The organism is Crenothrix sp., from assembly GCF_043729335.1.
Lineage (GTDB): Bacteria > Pseudomonadota > Gammaproteobacteria > Methylococcales > Methylomonadaceae > Crenothrix.
Genome location: NZ_JAYTLQ010000060.1, coordinates 166320 through 189220 on the forward strand (window position 1 = coordinate 166320; position 22901 = coordinate 189220).

Consider the following 22901-nt stretch of genomic DNA (forward strand, 5'->3'; position numbering starts at 1 on the left):
CGTTATAATTTGTTAACTTTAACTTCTGCAAGGCGCAGGACATTTTTTTCAAACAAAAAGCCTTTACGCAATTCTTCAATGACGATGCCATTAGCGAGTTTGGGATCACGGCCAATTTCAACGGCATTCATGGTATGGGGATCTAGCGGTTTGCCCAGGCATTCTATGGGTGAAATCTGATTGCGTTGCAATAGCTGCTCAACACGCTTTAGGGTGATTTCTTGGCCTTCTTTTACGCTATTAATAAAACGGTCATCTGGTTTTTTGGCAAAGAATGAGGCTGCCGGTTTGTAGTTTTGTAACACTGCCGACCCTACCAATAAGCGATCATAAATATCAATCATATCCATAAGTATAGTGCGTGACAACTCATGGCGCTGATGTTGCAAATGGGTTTCGTGCAGCGCCAGTTCGGCTGTCAATGCTTTATTGTCACTTTGTAAGGCATTTAACGCGACTGTTAATGTTTCCAGAGTGTTTTTAAATTGGCGTGCTTCAGCTTTGACTTCGCTTTTTAAGCCGGCTATTTCATTTAATAACGTATGAAGGTCAGGGGGTTGTTCGCTGGCCAATTGGCTTAAATCAACGTTTTCGAGATAGCTTTGAAATTCTTCAAGCAATCGGTTTTTAGGCGTGTCACTCATGTGTTATTAATCTTGTGGGTCGTACTGAACTGAAAGATGCTGTCATCGATACTGGCACGCAACAGCTTATCAAAACTATCGGCACTGAGTGTCAACGCCTCTGAACTGACCAGGGCTTGATCTAGTAAAATATTAAAGTCCGCTTCGGGATAATCAAATAATTCGTAATTTAAACGGCTTTTTTGATCTTTAATGGTTTGATAAGCACCGTGTATTTGTTGAAACAAATTGTGGTGATGATCGGGCGGGTATTGTTTTACTTTTTGCAAATAAGCTTGTTTTATTTCGTTGTCGCTTGCTTGCTCACTCACATCAAGAATTTCGTAGGCTGTTTTCATCTAAACTGGTTTCCTATTTTAAAAATGATGGGATCGAATTAGGGCTACTATTCACACAGTTAATAATATCGGCGGCAGTTACATGAATTTCAAGATTTAATTCTTCGGCGGCTTTAAGTAAAGACAGCGCTTGCAAGGCATCAAAATTTTTCAAGATGACATCCATGGCCGCAGTTTTATTATTGGAAAAGTATTGCTTTACTAACGCCGTTAAAAAACGATCCATGCCCATTTTCTTAATAAGCTCGTCAGCCTTACTATCGAGCTTGTCAAACACATCGCTCGGTAAGTCATTGAACAATACCATAGGGTTGGCATTGCTGCCACCCATGCCCATTAACGCGCCAAATACATCGATGTGTTTGGGGCCGAAATCATCTTCATAATAGTCGTCAAGAAATTTCTCAATTAATACAATGGCGCGTTGATCTTTTTCGAGGTCTGCATTTTCCAGGCTAGTTTCTAATCTGTCGATATTTATTTCGGAACATTTGCTGGCATCACCGTTAGATTCAGCGTACACACGGTAATACATGCCGATAGGTTTTTTCCACAAAGCAGAAGGAACTTTTACGCATACGCGCATCAGTTCAAAGTGGCCGATGCGCTCTAAACCCTGGCAGAAGGCTAATAATTTTTCTTCGTCTAGCAGGTTTTTGCCAAGAGAGTATTTAAGCGGCGCTTTGAGTTTATCTATTATTTTAGTCAGTAAGACTTGGGTATCGGCTTGATTGCAATACTTTAAAGCAAGCTCGATAAACTGTGCTAATTCCTGGGGCGAGGCGGTGTAGTTTTTTGCCAAGGGCGGCAATGCTTTCAAAACAGCTGCCGGTTGTAAATTCATGGCAGCCGCTTCCATCATGACATAAAAGTGGGCATTTAAAAGCCCCGTATGTAATTGTTGTACGGTTTCAGCAACCTGTGTTGCACCTTGGCTTTTATCGATTTTAGCTGCCGCGAACGTACAAAAACCTTGCATGATGGTCACTATCAATTGATCACGTTTGTTCAGTGCTAAACTTTGGGTAGCGTGCATTTCTTGGTCTAGTTTCTGGAATTTTTTGCTTTTAATGAGCGTTCTGATGTGCGCCAAATGGCTGTTGAACAAGGCTTGTTTGGCAAATACATTAACCGGGTCAATCTTTAGTACTGTCTGCGCGTATTGCGTGGCTTGTTTAAAGGCCTGTCTGCGGGTGGCATCGTTAATAGCAATCAATAGCAACTCGATATCTTGTGGAAACTTTGCAATGCTCTTGTTCAGCCAAAGCTTTAGGTCATCTTTTTGTTGCGCTCTATTCTCATAGTAGTTAACAATTTTTAAATAGGTGTCGCGGTCATCCGGATCCTGATCCAAGCTGTCTTCTAGCCAGGGTATAGTTTCGGATAAGGGATATTCTTTGCTGGCAATATGGCGCATTAACAGCGCTATTTTTAGATTATCTACGGGTTCTTGGTTCTGCAATAAGGCAACGCCACGTTTCCAATAATACAGCGCATCATGAAGATTGCCTTTGTGTTCATAGCCAAGTGCTTTTAAGCGACATTCTTCAAATTCGTCGGCGAGGCCAAAGTGCTTATTGAAATCGCGTTGCCCGGCAGGATAATTTGCCAGTGCTAAATAGCAATAACGCCGCGATAATTCTTCGCCAAAGATAGTATGGTATTGCAGGGCTAAGTTAAATTTCAATTTGTCGGACAAACGCTGTTTTTGTTTAATGATGACATCAAGCAATTCCAACTGTTTTTTATTGAATTTTTTGGCTATGGTGACAAGTTGCCCTTGTTTGTGCGACAAATCAGATAGATCAGTGATCAGTGTCGAGCCATCATGGGTACATGCTAATAGGCTTTTGGCCATATTATAGTAGGGCGATTCTGTCGTAATTTTTGCAAGTTGTTCCTGAGCAGTTTCCTTGGATTCGGAAAATGCCATGACTGCTTTTAGCAATGTCCGAAAATCTTTAAAGGCCGAACGAAACGGCAATTGCTGTAACTGGGTGTCAACCGCTTGATATTGGCCTGCCCGATAAGCTGATAATGTTGCTTGAACAATTGTTAAGTGCTTTATAAACACCGAGTCTTGCGGTAACAACGTTTGAATTTCAGGTTTGCTGGTGATAATTAATAAACCTAAGAGATTGGCAAGCCGGGGGTATTGTTCATCCAGTTGCGCGATTGTGAGTTGTTGCAAGTATTTTTTGGTTTTAGCTATATCATTGGTTTTTAAGAGCCAAGTCAGATAATGGTCAAAATACTCCCTCCCAGTACCGCTATTTTGCGCGTAGCTTTCCCATAACACGACCGCTTCTTTGACCATGCCTTTTGCGGTAAATGATAATGACCTTTGTAAGTAACATTGTGCCAGCGCTTGTCGCCACTCTGAATTTTCTGTGGTTTTTAATAAGGTCTTATACAGCTCAATTGCTTCTTTAAAATTTCCAGCCTGAAATTTAGACCTCGCGGTGTGCTCTAAAGATACGCTATCTGTTTTGTTAGTAACAGGTGAGTTAGACGATGTTTTTTGCATGCGTGTGAATTTAAGGAATTAATAGGAAAAACGGCGGTATAGCTGTAAAAATACACTATAACAATAGCAAAAAGCCACTACATATTTATCAAAACGCATAGTAGCTTTATTTAAACAACATTACCATAGCGTAATACTGTTTAAATAAAAACGCCCTGGGTATTTATGAAGATACGCGGGGCGTTGATTGGCATGCTGTAGGCGCTGCGTGTTTAGGTTTACTCAGTATAGTAGCTGTCAAATTGTCTTAAATACATGCCGGAATCGCCATAGCCGTAGCTGGAATACTCCTGCGCATCGACCATAGATAGTAAAACACCGGCCACGTTTCCGTTGGCCTGGGTAAGTTTTTTAATGCCCCAGTTAACCGCTTCTTGCTTAGTAACCGCCCAGCGAACGACTAATATTGTGGTATCAACTTTCTGAGATAGGATAAGTGCATCTGCATTCGCGGCAATAGGCGGCGAATCAATAATCACGGTATCGTAGTCTTTGTCCAAAGATTTTAAAAAAGCATCGAATTGCGGTGACGCTAAAATACTGGTTAAATCGGGTACTTGTTTACCGCTACGCAGAACATCCAAACCCGTTGCCTTTTCGGTCCAGATAACATTATCCAACGTTTGTTCTTCCAGAAGTACATCTGATAAGCCAGCTGCTTCGGAAAGTTGAAAGACTTTTAAAATACCTGCTCGATAAGAGTCAGCATCAACCAGCAGCACTCTTTTTCCCGCCATCGCATACATTCTTGCTAAAGAGGACGCTGCGGTGGTTTTGCCTTCTTTGGGTTGTGTGGAAGTGACTAAAATTGTTTTAGGCATTTTGCCTTTGCCGGAAATATCAAGATTCCAGCGTATGGCATTAATCGAGTGCGCCAGTGCGGAACGTGGGTATTGCAGAATATAATTATCTAAAGACATGCCCGCTCTTTTATCTGCGCCTTTCAATAAGGGCACGAAGCCTAATGAGGGCAAGCCGGTGACTTTTTCAATTTGTTCTCCGCTGCGGTAGCCTGGAATTAAATACTCCATTAAAAAGGCCAGCATTAGTCCTACAATCCCAGAAGCCACTATTGCAAGAGCAAGAATAGGTTTCTTTTTTGGGAATGTTGGATCGGACAACGCGCCTGCGCGCGAAATGACAGTGGCATCAGGTTGTTGCACTTCCATATTCTCTTGGGCGCTAACCTCTTTGAATCGTGCTACAAACGTATTTAACAGAGTGCGGTTTGCTTCAGCATCTCGATTTAACGCATCAAGTTGTACCTTGTCGGTGTTGTCTTTAGCCAATTGACCTTTAAGAACTTCCATGTTTTCTTGCAGAGAAGCGATTCTGGAATCAGTAATTTCTGCTTCGTTAGACAAGCCGTTAACAATTTTTCTGACTTCTACTTCGATCTTGTCTTGGAGTGAGTTCAGTTCGGCTATAAAATTCAGTAATTTTGGATGCTTTGGGCCGTAATCGGTAGACAGTTCAGCAATTTTTCGTTGTAGTTCAGATTCTTGTGTGCGTAAACCTTGAATCAAGCTGGACTGTAGCACTTCGTTGGTTGATCCTATGTCCCCACGGGAATTAAGAAGACTTTCCGCCTGACGCAAACGCGCCGCTGCCAGCGATCTATCTGATTTGGCGACCATTAATTGCGAGTTAACTTCAGAAATTTGTTGTTGAATCAGTGTGCCATCTTTGCCGTTCAGCAGTCCGGAATTTTTGCGGTACAATTCAACGGCATCTTCCGAGGCTTTCACTTGTTTTTGGCTTACCATGATCTGCTGATTTAGCCAGGAGGAGGCCATTTTAGTGGTTTCAAATTTAGAGTCCATCTGTCTTTTTATATACAGATTAACAATTGCATTGGTGACACGCGATGCGGTAATACGGTTTTTTGAAGTAAATTTAACGGTAATAACCCGTGATTCCCTTTGTTGTTGAACATCCAGATTCTTCAAAAAATTATTGATAATTTGAGTCCAGCGCAATTCAGAACGATACTCTTTTTCGGAAATGCCTGACGAGTCAACCATATTGTCAATGCTTTTTTCTTCTTGCGTGAAAAATTTTCCAGCATTGTCTTTGATAGCCGTTGTGGTTGATGAGAGATCGTCGGCGTTATCCTCGGCATTGGCCGGTAGCGTATTAAATTCGGGGTCTTGATCAAGATTCAGTTCGCGTATCACTTCCCTGGCCAATTCTGGCGAACGCAGCACTTGTATTTCACCGGCAATGGTTTCTGCATCCGCTAACGATGCTGTGGAGGCATTTTCTCGCTTAACGATGTCTCGCCCACGATTTTCAATCATTATCTGTGCTTCACCGGTATAACGCGGGGCAATGCTCCACAAAATTGTTGCGGCCAATAGTGTACAACCCAGCATAATGGCTAAAATAAGCCATTTTCTACGCCAAATTATGGCAAAAATCTGCCGGATGCTAATGCCATCGGAAGTCGAAGGGGTAGCAAAAAAACTTTTCACATTGGTCGATTCAGATTGCACTGACTCATTACTCATTTAAAAAACTCCTAATTCTGAACTCATTGTTATTAATTATGCATATCCGGCAAATACAAGAACTGCACTCAAGCAATGTGTGATGGCATCGATTTTGTCGTAATCGTAACGTTTTAAATCTATAGTTATCATTTTAAGTTTAAGTAAAATAGTGTAGAGCTGATGTTAATATATCTAGTTCACGCAACATCTCAAGCGCAATTGAAGCCACAGTTATTGAGTAAAAGTTGCTATAAACCTATAAACATCATGAATCAGTGGCAAAAGGGGCACGCAAGCTAAGTGAATCAACGGGGGTATGATGTAAAAAAATAATTTTACTGTTTTTATTTTTTATCAAAATCGCGATAAGTTTTTCAGATAGCCCTGCTTTAAGCAGATTTCATGTCAGCACTGCGTTATTATTTAATCACTCAAATCTTAAATACGCACACTAAGTCGTATAAGCATAAAGCCTTGTTGTGATAATTTCCAATTTTTTTCATTGCCCCTCCTTGAATAAAAATTTTTCCGTGCTAACGGGTAGTTGTGCCGCTTAATTATTTGCTTTAAAAGGGCAAAATATCTGTCATCATTTTTTACAGTTAGCTCAGTAGGGTGGTTTTATCTATTAGGCTAATGAATTTGTTGGCTGCTATCAATAGGTATAAACACTTATGCTTTGATTTTTCTGGATAACAGTGTGTTAAAGCAGTCGAATTACTTGGTTTTTAGTGTAAAAAAACAAAATTAGCGCATAATAAAAAAATTATGCCCTGTTATTTAATCTGTGAATTAAACCATTTATGTTTAAAAAAATCACGACATCTTTATATGCGTTAAGCGGTTTTTTTATGTTGCTGTGTGCGTGTAATTATTCAGCGCACGCAACACAGTTAGTAGAGGGAAAAATCGGTTTTTTTAAACACGCCAATACAACATTTGATAGTTATTCGGCGAAGCCGGATACCAAGCAGCAACAGTGGATGCAAAAGCATTATCAGCGCATGTTGGTTTATACCCCGTATTTTGATGCACGACTCAATTGGTATCCTAGCGCATGGTTTTATAAGGATAGCTATGCCATTTATATTGGCAGCGAAACAGCCAAAAAACACCCTGAATGGATTTTACGCGATGAAAAGAACAATGCGTTGTACATTCCTTGGGAATGCCATGGCAAATGCGACCAATACGCGGGCGATTTTGGCAATCCTGAGTTTAGAAAGTTTAAGATTGAAGAAATCCGTGCCGCTTTAACTAAAGGTTATAAGGGGGTGTGGCTTGATGATGTTAACTTAACCTGGCGAGTGGGTGATAACAAAGAAGACCATGTTACACCAGTGGATAAACGAACCGGGAAATTAATGGTGCTTAAGGATTGGTGCCGGTATTTTGCCGAGTTTATGGAAGACATTCGCGCGGCCTTTCCTGGCACTGAGATTGCCCATAATGCGATATGGTATGCAGATAGCCTGGAGTCGGAAAATCCATTTATCAGTCGGCAAATCAGTGCGGCCAATTATATTAATATTGAGCGCGGCGCTAATGACAGTGGTTTAACAGGCGGTGATGGGCCGTGGGGCTATTTAACCTTTTTGCGTTACCTGGATTATGTCCATCAACGCGGTGTCAGTGTTATTTTAATGGACGCGGGTATTACCCCAGATGAGCGGGAATATGGCCTTGCTACAGCGCTATTAGTCAGTAATGGCAATGATTTAATCAACAGTAATCAACCCGACTGGACGACGCCAGATCATTGGTGGCCAGGTTACGATATTAATTTGGGAGCCGCAGAAAATAGCCGTTATAAGTGGCGCGGACTATTACGGCGTGATTTTGAATGCGGCCGGGTGTTAGTGAACCAGCCGGGAATGCCAGAACAGCTTGTCCGTATTAAAGGTAAATTTCAAAGAATTGATGGCGCACCGATAAAAAAATTACACTTGGCGGGTAAGTCCGCAGCTATTTTAATTAAAAAATCGTGTAAACAGCATTAACGTAGCAATGCTTAATTAACGTAGAGACGCAAGATTTTGCGTCTCTATTTTTTAAGATCAGCCAAAATCTTATCCCGCACCAATTGCCCGGATAAAGTCACCATCGGCATACCACCGCCTGGGTTAACACTGCCGCCGACAAAATAAAGATTGCTTAAAGAAGCGCTGCGCTGCGGTATTTTAAAACCTAAGTTTTTAAACCGATCCGTCACTACGCCGTATATTGAGCCCTTATTTGAATAATACTTGGCCTCAATATCAACCGGCGTCCAGGTTTCTTCGCAAATAATATGTTTTCTTAAATCCGTTAAGCCCATACGTTCCAGTTTGATTAATACCCGTTCCCGAAACGCCGCATAATCTTGGGGTGTTAAGGGGTTTTTGGAATCAAGATGTGTAATATGCGGCAGTATTTTGATGATTTCACAGCCTTCCGGGGCTTGGCTAGGGTCGCTTTTAACCGGTGCTACCAGATAAATGGTCGGGTCTTCTGATAACTGGTGGGAATGGAAAATAGCTTTAAAATGCTCGCGGGAATTATGGGCATAAAAGAAATTATGGTGTGCTAATTGGTGGTAAATTCTGTTAACCCCCAAATGAATCACCAGACCCGAACAACTGGGTTCAAAGCGTTTTAGCTTTTCAGCTTGTTGGGGTTGCTTTAATAGTTTTTTATAGGCGGGAATCGCTTCCATATTAGACACAACAATGTCTGCCGGAATAACAGTGCCATCTGTTAAACGCACTCCCGTGGCACGTTCGCCAGTAGTTTCAATTTCGGCAACTTCTGCATTCACCCGAATAGTAACGCCCAATTCAAGCGCCAGTTTTTGCAAGGCTTGCGCCATGTTGTACATGCCGCCTTTCACATACCACAGGCCATAACCAAATTGAATATAAGGCAATAAGTTCATTAACGCCGGTGAATCATAAGGTGACGAACCGACGTATTTAATAAAATAATTAAGTATATCAATTAATTTAGGATCGCTAATAAAACGTCGGACACCCTGATCCATTGACCGAAACACATCAAACTTTAATAGGCTTTGCACAGGGCCGTAGTGTTGTATGAGCTCCCAAAATGAATCCAAGCCGTGTTCAAAATAACCGCTTTCTGTTGTTTCACAGAGTTTTTTTGAGTAAGCCATAAAATCCGCAAATTCCTTGGCGGTATTGGTGCCAAGCTTTGCCAATTCGTGCTGCATTTTGTCAGGATCAGAACTTAAATCCAAAGTGTTGCCGTCCTCAAAAAAATTACGCCAATGCGGTTCAACCGGCTCAATGGTTACATAATCGGCCATATTTTTACCGGCGTGCTCAAACAGGCGTTTGAAAACATGCGGCATGGTTAAAATAGACGGGCCTAAATCAAAACTAAAACCGTCTTTTTGCAGCACATTGAGTTTGCCGCCTACCTTGTCATTTTTTTCCAGCACATCGACACTGAACCCCTCGGTTGCTAACGAGATTGCTGCTGATAATCCGCCAAGCCCTGCACCGATAATAATGACATGTTTATTTTGGGTAGCCTTCATTAAAAATCCCTGCCTATACCTAGATAAATGAATAGATTATGCCAGTGTTGTCTCATGTTGCCTGAAGCATATTTTAAAAACATTTTTAGTGCTGGCCAATTGCGTTTGATACGCTGCCATAAGTAGCCTTTGCCAAACAGGCAATCCATAAAGCCACGTATGTGTTGATAGCGTAAGTCTGAATAAGGAAACCAGTTCGGTTCATCATCCAGCATGCTGCGGCTGGTTAACCCGGAAACAGTGTAACTAAACTGGCGTAAGCCTTCAGCGCCATGATAACGCCCAAAACCACTGTTTTTAACACCGCCAAACGGCAAACCCGGATGGCCAATGTTTTTAATGACATCGTTAACTGCCCAATTACCCACTTTTAATTGCCGTGCTATGCGTTGGGCTTTGGCAATATCCAGACTCCAGACGCTGGCATTTAAGCCGTATTGGCTGTCGTTTGCGAGGGTAATCAGCTGTTCTTCGGTACTAAAAGCCATGACGGGTAATAATGCACCAAAGGTTTCGTCCTGCATAACACACATGTCATGAGTGACATCCCAAAGTACGACAGGCCTTAGATAGCGTCCTTGCAATTGTAATAGCCCTGATGCTTTTGCACCTTTGGCCAAGGCATCCTGGTAGTGAGCTTGAACGATCTCAAATTGTGCCAGACTGGTTAACGCGCCCAGATCAGCTTCTTTGCCATGTCCAATGGTTAGCTTTTGCGTAGCCAAACAAAGCGCCTGTACGAAAGCATCGTAACAACTGTCTTGCACATACAGCCTTTCAACCGATACGCACACTTGTCCGCTATTGCTGAATGCGCCATATACTGCCGCTTGGCAAGCGCGTTTTAAATTGGCATCGGCAAAAACTAACATGGCATCTTTGCCGCCTAATTCCAGTATAACCGGAATTGGATGCTGTGCAGCTCTGGCCATAATGGCTCGTCCTGCTGCTACGCCGCCGGTCATAAACACTAAGTCCGGACGATTATCAAGCAGGGTTTCACCTGATGTTCCAGCACCAATCACTTGCTGTACCACATTATGCGGTAAGTCAATCTGTTCGCATAATTGCAAAATTAACTCACCGATGGGCACGCTTAATTCGGATGTTTTAAAGATAACTGCATTGCCAGCTACTAAGGCGGTGATGAGTGGATTTAAGGTAAGCTGTAGCGGAAAATTCCACGGTGAAATAATCGCCACTACGCCATAAGGCTTGCGTTCAATTCTGGCTTGGGTATTAGGAAAAGAAAACGGCGAAGTTATTTCTGAACGCGGCGCTAAAATTTTGGCAGCGTTTTTTTTATAGTAGCTGATTAACTCCAAAATCGGGTAAATCTCGCCCAGCAATACCTCGGTTTTCACCTTGCCAGTTACACTTATCACCGTTTCAGTAATGCTATCAACCTGCTCTAAAAGGACGGTTTGTAATGCTGATATAAACGATAGTCGCTCAGTAATAGATACAGTTGCCCAGCTGTTGACTGCTATGCGCGCTTGTTTCAGCTGTTGAATTATTTCAGCCTCAGTTGTCACCGGATAAGTATTAATGACGTGTTCATCAATAGCTGAAATGGCGGTGAGGGTATCAGCCATGTCTACAATCTTAGGCTCGATCAAGTTGTGGGATAGCTACGCCATGTTTTTGGCAAATAAGATCAGAAGAAATACGCGCGGATTCATAAATTGTGGGTAAACCACTGCCAGGATGCGTACCGCCACCTACCAGATAACACTGCTTTAATTCCTGAAACTGATTATGCGGTCGCCAGTATAGTAATTGGCTAAATTTATGCGACAGGCTGAAGGTTGCACCTAAAAATACATTCTCATCGTTTTCCCAGTTTTGTGGGGTAATAATTTTTTCATGGGCAATATGGCTGCGTATATCACCCAGGTTAAAGCGCTCCGCTACCATATCCAGCACTTTTTCGCGCATGGAGGCACATTGCTCATCCCAGTTAATATGGCTGTTATTATTGGGCATGGGGACAAGTATATACAGCGTTGAATGCCCTTCAGGGGCTAAGCTGGTATCGGTAACGCAGGCATTTTGTACATAAAATGAAAAATCATCGTTTAACTTTTTGTTATGAAAAATATTGCTGATATTGGTTTTATAATCATCAGCAAAAACAATAGTGTGGTGCGGCAGGTCGTAGCGTGTATCCAAGGCCAGATACAACATGAAAGTGGAGCAGGAATACTCCATCCTTTTTAAGCGCTCAGGGCTGTGCTGTTTTAACTGGTTGGGTTTAACGAGCTGGCTCATGGCATAGGCAAAATCAGCGTTAATAATGACTTCATCAGCGGTAATCTCAGTGCCATCTTGCAGGCGCACGCCTTTAGCCACTTTATTGTCTATGATTAACGACTGCACTGCTGCGCTGGTGTGGATATGCCCACCTTGTTCGGTAATGACTTTAGCCATCGCCGCAGCAATCCGGTTTAAGCCGCCTTTAACATGGTAAATGCCGTATTCATGTTCCAAATACGACAGCATGGTAAACAACGCTGGGCATTCCCACGGCGACATTCCCAAATATTTCGATTGAAATGAAAAAATCAGGCGCATTTTTTCCGCTTTAAAATAGCGCCCTAAATTGGAAAACACGCTGTGGTTAAGCGCCAAATACGGCAGTGCTTTGATTAACTCCCATGAAAAAAATGCGCTTATACTGGAATAATTACGTTTAATACACGGGTAAAGTTTGCGAAAACGTTTACCTTCCTCTTCAATATAACGGTCAAACCCAGCACTGCCTTCCGGGAAAGCGCGTTGCAGCTCGGCCCGCATTTTTTCCCGGTCGGAATAAACATCCACTGACTGATCATCAAACATTAAACGATACATGGGATCAAGTTTAAAAAACTCCAGATAATCACTGCTGCGTTTGCCACATAGCGCAAACATGTCATCTAAAACATGCTTCATTAACAAAAACGTAGGCCCGGTATCAAACACATGGCCATTTAAGCGGATGGGGCGGTTACGGCCACCGACTTCGGCATTTTTATCAAAAATAGAGACTTTAAAACCGCGCTGGCTTAACAGCATTCCTGCGCACAAACCGCCAGGGCCAGCGCCGACGATTACGATATGTTTTTTTTCAGGCATGATGGATGGTATCGTTGAAGTATAAAAAAGGCTATTGGCTTGTCATTATAAAAGGCAACACATAAGCTAGTTGAGGTGTTCATTGTTCCCCAAGTCTACCCTATTTGTTCCACCTAAATACAGTTAGCCAAGCTAATGACATCAACTCTGTATTATTTAGGCATATAAAAATTAGTCAAGACTCTGCAAACAAAAAATGACATTCTGCTTTTAATCAATAAAGCGAAGCTGTTCATTTTTGCGGTATTATTATTGTCATGTAAAGCAGCGTGTTTACACGTCAAAGCCATGATAGAATTCAGGTTACTGAATCTTGCCTATTTTTAATAACTGCGGCTTATGACTCCCATTATCCAACTTAACAATATTAATAAAGCCTATACACTGGGTAAGGTAACTCAGCCGGTATTGCATGATATTTCTATGGCGATTTACGCGGGAGAATTTGTAGCCATAGTGGGCGCTTCGGGAAATGGTAAATCAACGTTACTGAATATATTAACCGGCATTGATAAACCCAGCAGTGGTCAAGTCACTGTTTGTGGCAGCCAGTTACAGCGTTTAAAAGAAGAGCAATTGTCAGTATGGCGCGGTAAAAATGTCGGCATTGTGTTTCAGTTTTTTCAATTATTACCGGCGTTAACGTTATTGCAAAACATTTTATTGCCCATGGATTTTGTCGGTAAATTAAAAAAACGCGAACGATTAACAAGAGCGCATTATTTACTGGATTTAGTGGGTTTAAAGGATCAGGCTCAGCAGTTACCCAGCCAGGTTTCTGGGGGCCAGCAACAGCGTGCCGCCATTGCCCGCGCAATGGCCAATGATCCGCCCTTAATTGTCGCCGATGAACCCACCGGCAACTTAGACTGTGAAACGGCCGATAGTGTGTTTGCGCTATTTTTAACCTTGTGCCAACAAGGTAAGACACTGGTCATGGTCACGCATAATGAGGCGCTTGCCGACGCTGCCTCGCGCCGCATTGCTATTCATTCAGGGCATATTCTAAGTGACGAAAAAACCCATACGAGGCAGTCTCTTGTCTAGCATTTGGGCAAAAATTAAAGCCGATTTACTGGCGCATCCTGCGCGTACCGGCCTTTCTATCACCAGTATGGCCATTGGCATTTTTATGCTGGGCACTATGCTGGGTATGATGGATTTGGAATTAAGCAATATGGATGCCGCCCATCGGCACTCATCGCCATCGCATATTAGTTTAATCCTTAAAACCGATACGGACTTTAGTAGTCTGGAACCGATTAAATCAGTAGAAGGTGTGGAGGCGGTAGATACGCTAACGCAATTTACCGTGCGTTATAAAACGCCGGGTGCATCCAGTTGGCAACTGGGTACGGTGGTATTTCGCAATGATTACAGCCAGCAAAAGTATGACCAGTTAACCCTGCTTTCTGGTCAATGGCCTAGCGGTAACCGATTGGCTGTCGAACGCTTATCGATGAAAGCAGCAGGGCTTAAGCTAGGTGACACCATTCAATTTGAAACCACCAAAGGTGCGGTAGATATGGCTATCGGCGGTGTCATTCGTCATCCTTTTGTAAAACCGCCTAAATTTGGCGGACAGTTACATTTTTTTATTAGTAGCGATGCTGCGCCGGTTTTTGGTGTGCCCTTAAAAACTTTCCGGCAAGCTTTAGTGCGGGTAACACCGCCGTACAGTGCAGATAAAGCCCGTATTGTCGCTGCGAATATTCGCACAAACTTAGCTAAACAGGGCATTCATGTGAATGCAACTTTATTGCAAGATCCTGAAAAACATTGGGGGCGACCGTTTTTTTCTGGGATTAATCTGATTTTAACGGTCATGGCGTGGGCATCTTTGGCGTTAAGTTCGGTGTTAATTCTTAATACGGTTGCGGCTGTTATTACTCAGCAAACCGACCAGATCGGCATCATGAAATCCATTGGGGCAAAACGCCGTACCATTGCCGGTATTTATTTAACTATCGTGTTTTTGTTAGCTTTGATGGCGCTAATACTAGCCATTCCAGCCAGTTTTGCCGTGGCATTTTTAAGCAGCCGCTGGTTGCTGGATTTATTTAACATTGAATTAACCCAATTTACCTACTCAACACGCGCATTGCTGTGCATGGTGGTAGGTGGATTATTAACGCCGCTGTTAGCAGGCTTATGGCCGATTTGGCGCGGCGCTTCATTAACCATACGGGAAGCCCTGGCCAGTTACGGTTTAGGCGCAGATTACACGCGCAGCGGCTTAACCGGCTGGCTGGAAACCAAGCTATTTGGACGTTTACCTACTTTGTATGCGGTTGCGTTAGGAAACTTATTACGCCGCAAAGCACGGTTATTCTGGACGCAAAGTGTATTGATTATTGCAGGCGTTTTGTTCATGGTCATTATGAGTCTTATTGCCTCGGTTAATTTGACTTTAGATCATGAATTGGCCAGAAGCCGCTATGCGGTGCGTTTAGGCTTTGGTGCCGATCAGCCCGCCGCCCAAATTGAAAAAATCGTTAAATCGCTGCCAAAAACGACCGGTGTGGAATTATGGAACCGCTTATCCGCTGAAATACAGGTAGGTGATGTGGTCATTCGTCAAGTGGGCAGCTTAGGTGTGCAGCTAGTGGCTTTGCCGGTTACCAGCCAAATGTACACCCCGTTAATTGTCGCAGGACGCTGGTTTGAAGCTAACGACGCTGAACAAAATGTGTTGGTGCTGAATGCAGAAACTGCTGAACTTAACGACATTAAAGTTGGAGATAGTGTGCAGGTTAATGTGGCGCCGCGCAGTAAAAGCAGGTGGAAAGTGATAGGTTTGTACCGATGGTTTGCAGGTTCGGGTTATGCCGTAGAACCCGTATACGCGCCTTTAAAAACCGTTCAAAATCTTACTCATAACACTACCAAAAGTTCTTTTGCTTTGCTTTCCGCAGCAGTAACTACGTTGGAGGAAGAAAAAAACTATGCCGATGCTTTAAAGCAAAAGTTCCAGGATGAACATATTCCTTTAGATTTTTACACTACGCTGTCAACCCTTGAGCAGCGCCAGTTTGCTAAAAATGAGTTTCGACCGTTAACGAGTATGCTGTTAAGTCTGGCTGATTTAATAGCGTCGGTCGGGGGTATCGGTTTATCAGGTACCTTAGCGATGGGTGTGTTGCAGCGCACTCGCGAAATTGGGGTGTTAAGAGCTATTGGTGCAAAATCATCCACTGTGTTTAAACTGTTTATGCTGGAAGGCTTTTTACACGGCTTCATGGCTTGGGCAATCAGTATTCCGATTGCTTACCTTCTGGCTGAGCCACTGGCAAAAAAGCTGGGGCAAATAATGCTGAGTTTGCAACTGGATTATGTTTTTTCGATGACTTCTATCTGGTTGTGGTTGGCACTCATTATATTTTTGGTTATTGTGTCATCATACTGGCCAGCAAAACATGCCACCAAAATTGCTGTGCGGGATTCTTTAAGTTATTAAAGGACATAATTTGTTGGGCTACATGCTTTTCGTAATCCAACATTTATCGCATCCGTGGGTCGGATTGGAACGAACTACCGAGCTTCGACAAGCTCACTATAAAGAGTATTTTCAATTCCCCCGTGACCACGTAAGGCAGTAGCCGATGATTTCACATGACCACCAAACCACATTTTAATCCCCCAACAATAAATGCTAGCCGGCTTCTGTAAAGAGTATTATGATTCAGCTAACGGGATGAGTTAGTTTATTAACATCCAAAACCCCCTTTTATTGTGCTTAAAAGTAGTGTGATTTAGATGAGGCAACGACCCTTAAATAGTATGAATTTTAATGAGGCAATGCGAACCGGACAAGATAATTGTCGCCGAACAAGTTAAATAATTCACACTTCTCGTGTGAATAAGTTCGCATATTTCCCTTATTTATTCTCTTAAGATAAAGCCACATCGGAAAAGTTGAGATACACATACCGATGCAGACAAAATACAAACTCATTGATTGTATTATTATGCGCATGTTTAACCCGCCTCATCCGGGCGAAATCTTGTCTGAATTGTGGTTACAGCCATTGGGCTTAACTATTACCCAAGTTGCTAGCCATTTGAATGTGACCCGTAAAACCGTGTCCGCATTGGTTAACGGAAAAACCGGCATTAGCGCGGAAATGGCGGTGCGTTTGGAATTGGCATTTGGTAAAAGTGCTGAATCTTGGCTTGCCGCTCAAGCCGCTTATGATGTGTGGCAATTGGAAGCCAAGCGCGAGAGTTTGGGTGTTCATAAAGTGGCCGTATGATGCTTAAAGCCGGTTTTGTTAAGTTACCCGGCACATTTCGTCCAGGTATGATACCTAACAAAACTTACTCAAGTGTGTTGTACATTTAACACGGCACATTTTTGGCAAACGCCATGAATCTCAATAGCTTTGCTATGAACAATAAAATGGGCTTGCTTAATTTCTGATGACAGCGCCCGCATAACCTGAGCAGCAGAACGCTCTTCAACTTCATTGCATTGATTACAAATCAGCAATAATTGTTCGTGTTGTAACTCAGGACAGCGACAGCCTACAAAAGCATTCAAGCTTTCTACGCGGTGTATTAAACCTTGCTCAATCAAAAAATCCAATGCACGGTAAACCGTTACAGGCTTGGCGGCATTTTGCACCGGTTTGAGTTTATCAAGCAGTTCGTAGGCTTTAACAGCTTTATGACTTTCCCATATTAACCGCAATACTTGCTGGCGAATTGGAGTGAGTTGCACCGCGCGTTCCAGACACAGATGCTCGGCGGTAAGCAGTGCATCCTGAACACACTGGCCGTGATCATGGCCTGAAACTTCGGTATGCGTTAAATCAATATCTTCAGGAGCCGCTGTATCGTATGCTTTCAAATGTTTACCTTCATAAAGTCGGGCTGTATTTGTATTTTATTATACGCCGAGCCTTGATGAGAATAGGGGCTTTATTGAATTGAATCCACTCTACATAAAAACAACTACAGCAATTTTGAATCAACTATGGTGCTTTTCACGTAACTTTCAATCATCTCATTATCCACACCATAATCATGGCCATTAATCAGACGCTTGATTTTGTAGCCCTTACCATTAGCATCTAAATCCAGTTTAAATAAATCAATGTGCCTGGGTGGCCTTAGCTTTTTGTCTTCATCCAGACACAGCATGACTTTGGGTTTGAGTTGACGGCCAGGACCCACTTCAATAATCACCCCTACTTCGCCGTTACTCATTTCCACAACACTTCCCGCTGGATACAATCCCAATGCTTCGATAAATTTAATCAGATAGCCAGGATCAAGGTGACTGCCGCGCATTTTAAGCATTTCATCAATGGCATCGCGGTGTGTACGGCCTTTTTGGTACACACGATCACTGGTCATGGCATCATACATATCAACAATGGTGACTATTCGGGTTTCATCGCTAAGATGTTCCCCGCTCAGGCCGCGCGGATAGCCTTTGCCATCCATGCGCTCGTGGTGACTGTAGGCAACGTCAATAGCGCCACCATACATGTCCTTACTTTTTATCAATAAATTGCGTCCGTGTTCGGGATGCTTTTTCATTAACGTCAGTTCATGGGGTTCAAATCGCCCTGGTTTATTAAGCACTTCCAACGGTATAAGCATCTTTCCCATATCATGCATCATGCCACATAAGCCGACTTGATTAAGCTGCTCTTCATTAAACCCCATTTTTCGAGCTAATAAGATGGCCAATAAGCACACGTTCATACTGTGCTGAGCGGTGTATAAGTCTCTGTTTTTTAATTGTGTCATCCATAAAATCGCGTCAGGCGATTTAAGGACACAGGCCACGCATTCCGCCACCGCTTGCTTGGCAATTTCAACATTAATGCCGCGCCCCAAAGCGACACCATCCATAAAACTTTTTACCAGCGTACTGGTTTTTTGGTAAACCTCTTGGGTTTTTTCAATCTCCTTGGTAAAAGACGAATATCTTTCATAGCGTGAATTATCGGCTTCGGGTTCTTTGAAGCGGCTAAATTTGGGCTGGAGGTACTTGCTTTGTTTTTCCATATCAATGAAAACATACTGGCATTCACTTTTAACGGCATCAATATCCGTTTGGCTCATTAATTCAAAGCCCTGAAATATAAAACTACTTTCCAGCCAGGGTTTATCGAGCTGAGAGACGTACATGCCTATTTGCAAGTCTTTGACATCAATTTGCGTCAAGACATTGGAAGTGGCAAGAAATATATTGTTAGAGTCATTCATAGCAAAACGATTTATGAGAGTGTTTGCACATTAATCCGGAACATCTTTGTAAGAAGTTGAATCGTATCTGTAGATTTGGTCTACGGGACATATAAAATAAAGGGCTACCGACTTAAGTCGGGACATCCGTTCGCCCTGAGCTTGTCGAAGGGTTTGTGTGGTTCATGGTTCGACAAGCTCACCACGAACGGCTTTTTTTAAAATGTCCCGTCTTAAGTGAGTAGCCAAATAAAGAAAGCTCTACGCAAAGCTTAAGAACCTTATTAGTAAGTTTAGTAGTTTTTTTGGATTACGTGGGGCTTGTCCGAAACTTTTACATATTAAATACACTGGCACTACACATAGCCTACTAACGCTGTCTTGTGGAAACTTTCCTGCAAAATAAACACCGCCAGCTTAAATCCAGGACGCGACAGCGAGTTTTTATGGGATAATCCAGAATCACTTTATTTTTGCAAACAGACTATGACTTTCCCAACCATTGAAGCTTTTGTCGGTAATACGCCGCTAGTTAGATTGCAGCGCTTAGTGCCGCAATCCAGCAATATTATTCTGGCTAAGCTGGAAGGCAATAATCCAGCCGGATCGGTAAAAGATCGCCCCGCGCTAAGCATGATTAAACACGCCGAAGAACGCGGAGAAATTAAACCGGGCGATCGTTTAATTGAGGCTACCAGTGGCAATACCGGTATTGCTTTGGCAATGGCAGCGGCTATTAAAGGTTATAAAATGACGTTGATCATGCCCGACAATATGAGTGAAGAACGCCGAGCCTCTATAAAAGCCTATGGCGCAGAGATTATTTTGACACCTTCGGCAGGCAGCATGGAAGCCGCCATTGATTTGGCGCGGGCCATGGAGCAAGCTGGAGAAGGCCGTATTCTTGATCAGTTTTCCAACCCTGATAATCCGCGCGCGCATTACGAAGGCACAGGCCCTGAAATTTGGCACGATACCCACGGCAAAGTTACCCATTTTGTGAGTTCTATGGGGACAACGGGTACTATTATGGGTACTTCCAAATTTCTGAAAGAGCAAAATGCAGGCATTCAAATTGTGGGAGTACAGCCGGAAGGCGATTCAAAAATTCCTGGTATCAGGCGCTGGCCGAAAGAATATCTACCCAAAATATATCAGGCCGACCGTGTTGACAGAATTATCGATGTTGATCAGATTGCCGCGGAAAATACCACCCGCGCTTTAGCCGCCAGAGAAGGCATTTTTGCCGGTGTATCATCGGGCGGCGCTATTTATGCCGCCTTACAGTTATCTGAAGAAGTTGAAAACGCGCTGATTGTAGTTATCGTGTGTGATCGTGGCGATAGGTATTTGTCTACTGGCGTGTTTGCTTCATAAGGATAAAGGAGTAACTCAGCATGGCTTGTGTTTTTATACATTGGCAATAAAGACGCAAAATCTTGCGTGTCTTTATACGGATACGCAATGTCTGATTATGTAAGCCAGATACAATGGATGAAGTGCTTTTTGCTAACGATGTTATTGTCAGCCATGCCTGTAGCAAAAGCGTTTAATCAGGCCACGCTTAAAATAGACACTTATAAAACCAACGGCTGGCAGTTAGACGGCATCAGCATTAACCTTAACAACATTAATGCCACCACGCAAAAGCTGATACTCAGCATTACTAGCTTAAATCTCCCCAAGCCCTTTGATGATATTAGTTTCGTCAATATCAGTTGCGCAGAGTTTGTGTGGCGATCTGATGCAATCGTTTGTCAGCAAGGGCATGCTAATTTACAGTCCAAACAGTGGCAATCACCCACGACCAATTTTGCCTTTAGCCTTAGCAAAAAAAACAGCACACTCACTTTAACGCCTTTAAAAATAGCGGGCGCTGCCTTATTGGTGCAGGCAAACATGCACAATAACCGCTGGCAAGTGACTATTGATGCCAAAAATGTGAGTAGCCAGCAGCTAAAAAGTTATTTTCCCTCTGTGCCGATTGCTATTAAAGACGGCAAAGCTAACTTTAAGCTGACTGCATCGGGTGTAGCATTCAATTTCAAACAACTCTCATTAAATACCCAGCTTACCCACGTTAAAGCTAACAGCAAAGACGGTCAGTTCAGCACAGAAAAAGTAGCTTTGACAAGCCAGTTAAGCGCGACAAACACAGATGGTGTGTGGCATTGGCAAAATCATACTGAAATGCAAAAAGGTGTGTTGCACGCTGATCCAGTGCATTTTGAAGTCGGTAAAAAACCCATAGTAATTGATGCCAAAGGACTTTGGAATGCGGGCAATAAGCAGGTTACCGTGCAATCTTTAACCTTAAAAAACATAAAACTGGCGAATGGCGAGGTATTCGTTCAGGCAAGCATGCACGATAAGCACTGGCAACTTACTGTTGATGGCAAAAATATCAACAGTAAGCAACTGAAAAGCTATTTCCCAAAACTGCCGCTGCACTTTAAAAGCGGTAAAGCCAACGTTAAGTTGACGGCATCGGGTATCGCTACAGATGTTGAAGAGGTTAAAGTAAATGCCGATCTGATTGAAGTCACCGTGCAAAATCAAAGCGGCCAATTGGCTACCGAAAAATTAACCATAAGCAGTCAGTTAACAGGGCAAAAAGCTCACGGTGTATGGCAGTGGCAAACTCATTCCACTCTCAACAAAGGCGCTCTCTATAGTGATCCGGTGTATTTGGAGGTGACTAAAAAACCTGTCGTTATTGATGCCAAAGGTCTGTGGAATGCTAAGAGCAAGCGTGTGACTGTCGAAAATATCCACTACCAGCATCCTGATACCGCTAAGTTAACCGGCACGGGCGTTATCAGTTACGCGAAAAAAATTCAGCTAGAAAAAGCCGACTTAGAAGTGACAAGCCTGGAATTACAGAATTTGTTTTCGGTGTATGTTAAGCCTTACTTTGATCCCGCCAGCGTTGAAGGTGTAAGTTTAAACGGTAACGCAAAAGCGCATCTTAGCGTTGTTCAGCAGGCATTAAGGGATGCAGCGCTAGACTTTAACAACGTGACGATTAAAGATGCCAGTCATCGTTTGGATGTTAAACAAGGTTCTGGTGTCATTAATTGGTCAAGTAAACCTTTTCCTGTTCAGTTGTCACATTTGGCATGGCGGTCTGTGTCTGTGTTTAATTTGCCCATAGGCCCTGCACAAGTTGAATTAACGGCCTGGGCGAATAACTTTCGATTGACCCAATCAGCCCGACTGGCATTTTTGGGCGGCACTATTACCGCCAATCAATTGAGCTGGTACGCTAAAGCTGATGAAGAGCCGGATATTGCTTTTACCGGCAAGATAGATAATGTGTCACTGGAAAAATTATCTAAAGTAATGAATTGGACGCCGTTATCCGGCAAAATCAGCGGTCATATTCCAGGCGTGAGTTATCGCGATAAAACCTTGCGTCTGGGTGGTGAATTAACCATTAACGCTTTTGACGGCAGCATTACAGTAACCAATCTGGCTTCCGAAGGTTTATTTTCCGATTATCCTGTAGTTTACAGCGATTTTATAATGGACAATCTTGATCTTGACCAGATCACCCGTAAGTTTTCATTCGGTAATATTACCGGCAGATTATCCGGTTCTGTAAAAGAATTAACCTTGGAAAATTGGCATCCCACGCACTTTTTTGCCTGGCTAGGAACGCCGGATAATGACAACTCCCGCCATAGAATCAGTCAAAAAGCGGTACAAAATATCGCCAGTATTGGGGGTGGCGGTGCAACTGATATACTGTCACGCAGCTTTCTAAGCCTGTTTGATACCTTCGGGTATGACAAAATCGGTGTGGGTTGTTATCTGAATAAGGGTGTGTGTCAGATGATGGGCGTACAAACCACGCCACAAGGCTATTATCTGATTAAAGGTGGCGGTCTGCCGAGAATAGACGTGATGGGCTATAATCCGCAGGTTGACTGGGAGGTTTTGGTGGAACGGCTCGGTCGCATTTCTACCACCGAGGAAGTCATTGTTAAATGACGATAGAGATTGTCCCCGAAAAAATCATGCCAACCTACATTTTTTTCGTGCTTT

At 43.0% G+C, this 22901-nt stretch carries 15 protein-coding genes; 6 read left to right on the top strand and 9 right to left on the bottom strand.

Annotation, left to right across the window (positions count from 1 at the left end; all coding sequences use genetic code 11):
• Positions 1 to 2 precede the first annotated feature (2 nt).
• The 4 genes from grpE to ACHZC4_RS15275 form a co-directional block, all read right to left on the bottom strand.
• Positions 3 to 644, bottom strand: a complete 642-nt coding sequence (grpE, locus tag ACHZC4_RS15260; protein WP_394754731.1) for a nucleotide exchange factor GrpE — start codon at positions 642 to 644, stop codon at positions 3 to 5.
• Entirely contained in the window at positions 641 to 982 is a 342-nt protein-coding gene (locus ACHZC4_RS15265) for a J domain-containing protein (RefSeq protein ID WP_394754732.1), read from the bottom strand. The genes grpE and ACHZC4_RS15265 overlap by 4 nt, the downstream gene beginning before the upstream one ends.
• A 13-nt stretch (positions 983 to 995) precedes the next feature.
• A complete protein-coding gene (locus ACHZC4_RS15270; protein WP_394754733.1) occupies positions 996 to 3509 on the bottom strand; it encodes a hypothetical protein in 2514 nt (837 codons plus the stop codon).
• A gap of 218 nt (positions 3510 to 3727) precedes the next feature.
• Entirely contained in the window at positions 3728 to 6019 is a 2292-nt protein-coding gene (locus tag ACHZC4_RS15275; protein ID WP_394754734.1) for a GumC family protein, read from the bottom strand.
• 785 nt (positions 6020 to 6804) lie between these two features.
• On the opposite strand from ACHZC4_RS15275, the gene ACHZC4_RS15280 reads away from it, so the two are divergent.
• Positions 6805 to 8001, top strand: a complete 1197-nt coding sequence (locus tag ACHZC4_RS15280) for a putative glycoside hydrolase (RefSeq protein WP_394754735.1) — start codon at positions 6805 to 6807, stop codon at positions 7999 to 8001.
• 44 nt (positions 8002 to 8045) lie between these two features.
• On the opposite strand, the gene ACHZC4_RS15285 is transcribed toward ACHZC4_RS15280, so the two are convergent.
• The 3 genes from ACHZC4_RS15285 to ACHZC4_RS15295 are packed head-to-tail and all read right to left on the bottom strand — an operon-like array spanning position 8046 to position 12656.
• Positions 8046 to 9539: a phytoene desaturase family protein gene (locus tag ACHZC4_RS15285; protein WP_394754736.1), complete on the bottom strand. Its 1494-nt coding sequence runs from the start codon at positions 9537 to 9539 to the stop codon at positions 8046 to 8048.
• Positions 9539 to 11134 carry an aldehyde dehydrogenase family protein gene (locus ACHZC4_RS15290; protein ID WP_394754737.1) on the bottom strand — a complete coding sequence of 532 codons (1596 nt, stop codon included), beginning with the start codon at positions 11132 to 11134 and terminating at the stop codon, positions 9539 to 9541. The genes ACHZC4_RS15285 and ACHZC4_RS15290 overlap by 1 nt, the downstream gene beginning before the upstream one ends.
• Before the next feature lie 10 nt (positions 11135 to 11144).
• Entirely contained in the window at positions 11145 to 12656 is a 1512-nt protein-coding gene (locus ACHZC4_RS15295) for a phytoene desaturase family protein (protein WP_394754738.1), read from the bottom strand.
• A gap of 339 nt (positions 12657 to 12995) precedes the next feature.
• On the opposite strand from ACHZC4_RS15295, the gene ACHZC4_RS15300 reads away from it, so the two are divergent.
• The 3 genes from ACHZC4_RS15300 (at position 12996) to ACHZC4_RS15310 (ending at position 16909) form a co-directional block, all read left to right on the top strand.
• Complete coding sequence (locus ACHZC4_RS15300) at positions 12996 to 13703, top strand: ABC transporter ATP-binding protein (protein WP_394754739.1); 708 nt, start codon at positions 12996 to 12998, stop codon at positions 13701 to 13703.
• Positions 13696 to 16113, top strand: coding sequence for an FtsX-like permease family protein (locus ACHZC4_RS15305; RefSeq protein ID WP_394754740.1), 2418 nt, complete (start codon positions 13696 to 13698; stop codon positions 16111 to 16113). The genes ACHZC4_RS15300 and ACHZC4_RS15305 overlap by 8 nt, the downstream gene beginning before the upstream one ends.
• Positions 16114 to 16588: 475 nt before the next feature.
• Positions 16589 to 16909, top strand: a complete 321-nt coding sequence (locus ACHZC4_RS15310) for a HigA family addiction module antitoxin (protein ID WP_394754741.1) — start codon at positions 16589 to 16591, stop codon at positions 16907 to 16909.
• Positions 16910 to 16977: 68 nt separating this feature from the next.
• Here the strand turns inward: ACHZC4_RS15310 and ACHZC4_RS15315 are convergent, their stop codons facing one another.
• Both ACHZC4_RS15315 and ACHZC4_RS15320 read right to left on the bottom strand, forming a co-directional pair.
• Complete coding sequence (locus tag ACHZC4_RS15315) at positions 16978 to 17472, bottom strand: transcriptional repressor (protein WP_394754752.1); 495 nt, start codon at positions 17470 to 17472, stop codon at positions 16978 to 16980.
• A gap of 137 nt (positions 17473 to 17609) precedes the next feature.
• Entirely contained in the window at positions 17610 to 18875 is a 1266-nt protein-coding gene (locus tag ACHZC4_RS15320) for an HD-GYP domain-containing protein (protein ID WP_394754742.1), read from the bottom strand.
• Positions 18876 to 19340: 465 nt separating this feature from the next.
• Between ACHZC4_RS15320 and cysM the strand changes: the two genes are divergently transcribed.
• Both cysM and ACHZC4_RS15330 read left to right on the top strand, forming a co-directional pair.
• A complete protein-coding gene (cysM, locus tag ACHZC4_RS15325) occupies positions 19341 to 20231 on the top strand; it encodes a cysteine synthase CysM (protein ID WP_394754743.1) in 891 nt (296 codons plus the stop codon).
• 87 nt (positions 20232 to 20318) lie between these two features.
• Positions 20319 to 22847 carry a hypothetical protein gene (locus tag ACHZC4_RS15330; RefSeq protein WP_394754744.1) on the top strand — a complete coding sequence of 843 codons (2529 nt, stop codon included), beginning with the start codon at positions 20319 to 20321 and terminating at the stop codon, positions 22845 to 22847.
• Positions 22848 to 22901: the final 54 nt, after the last annotated feature.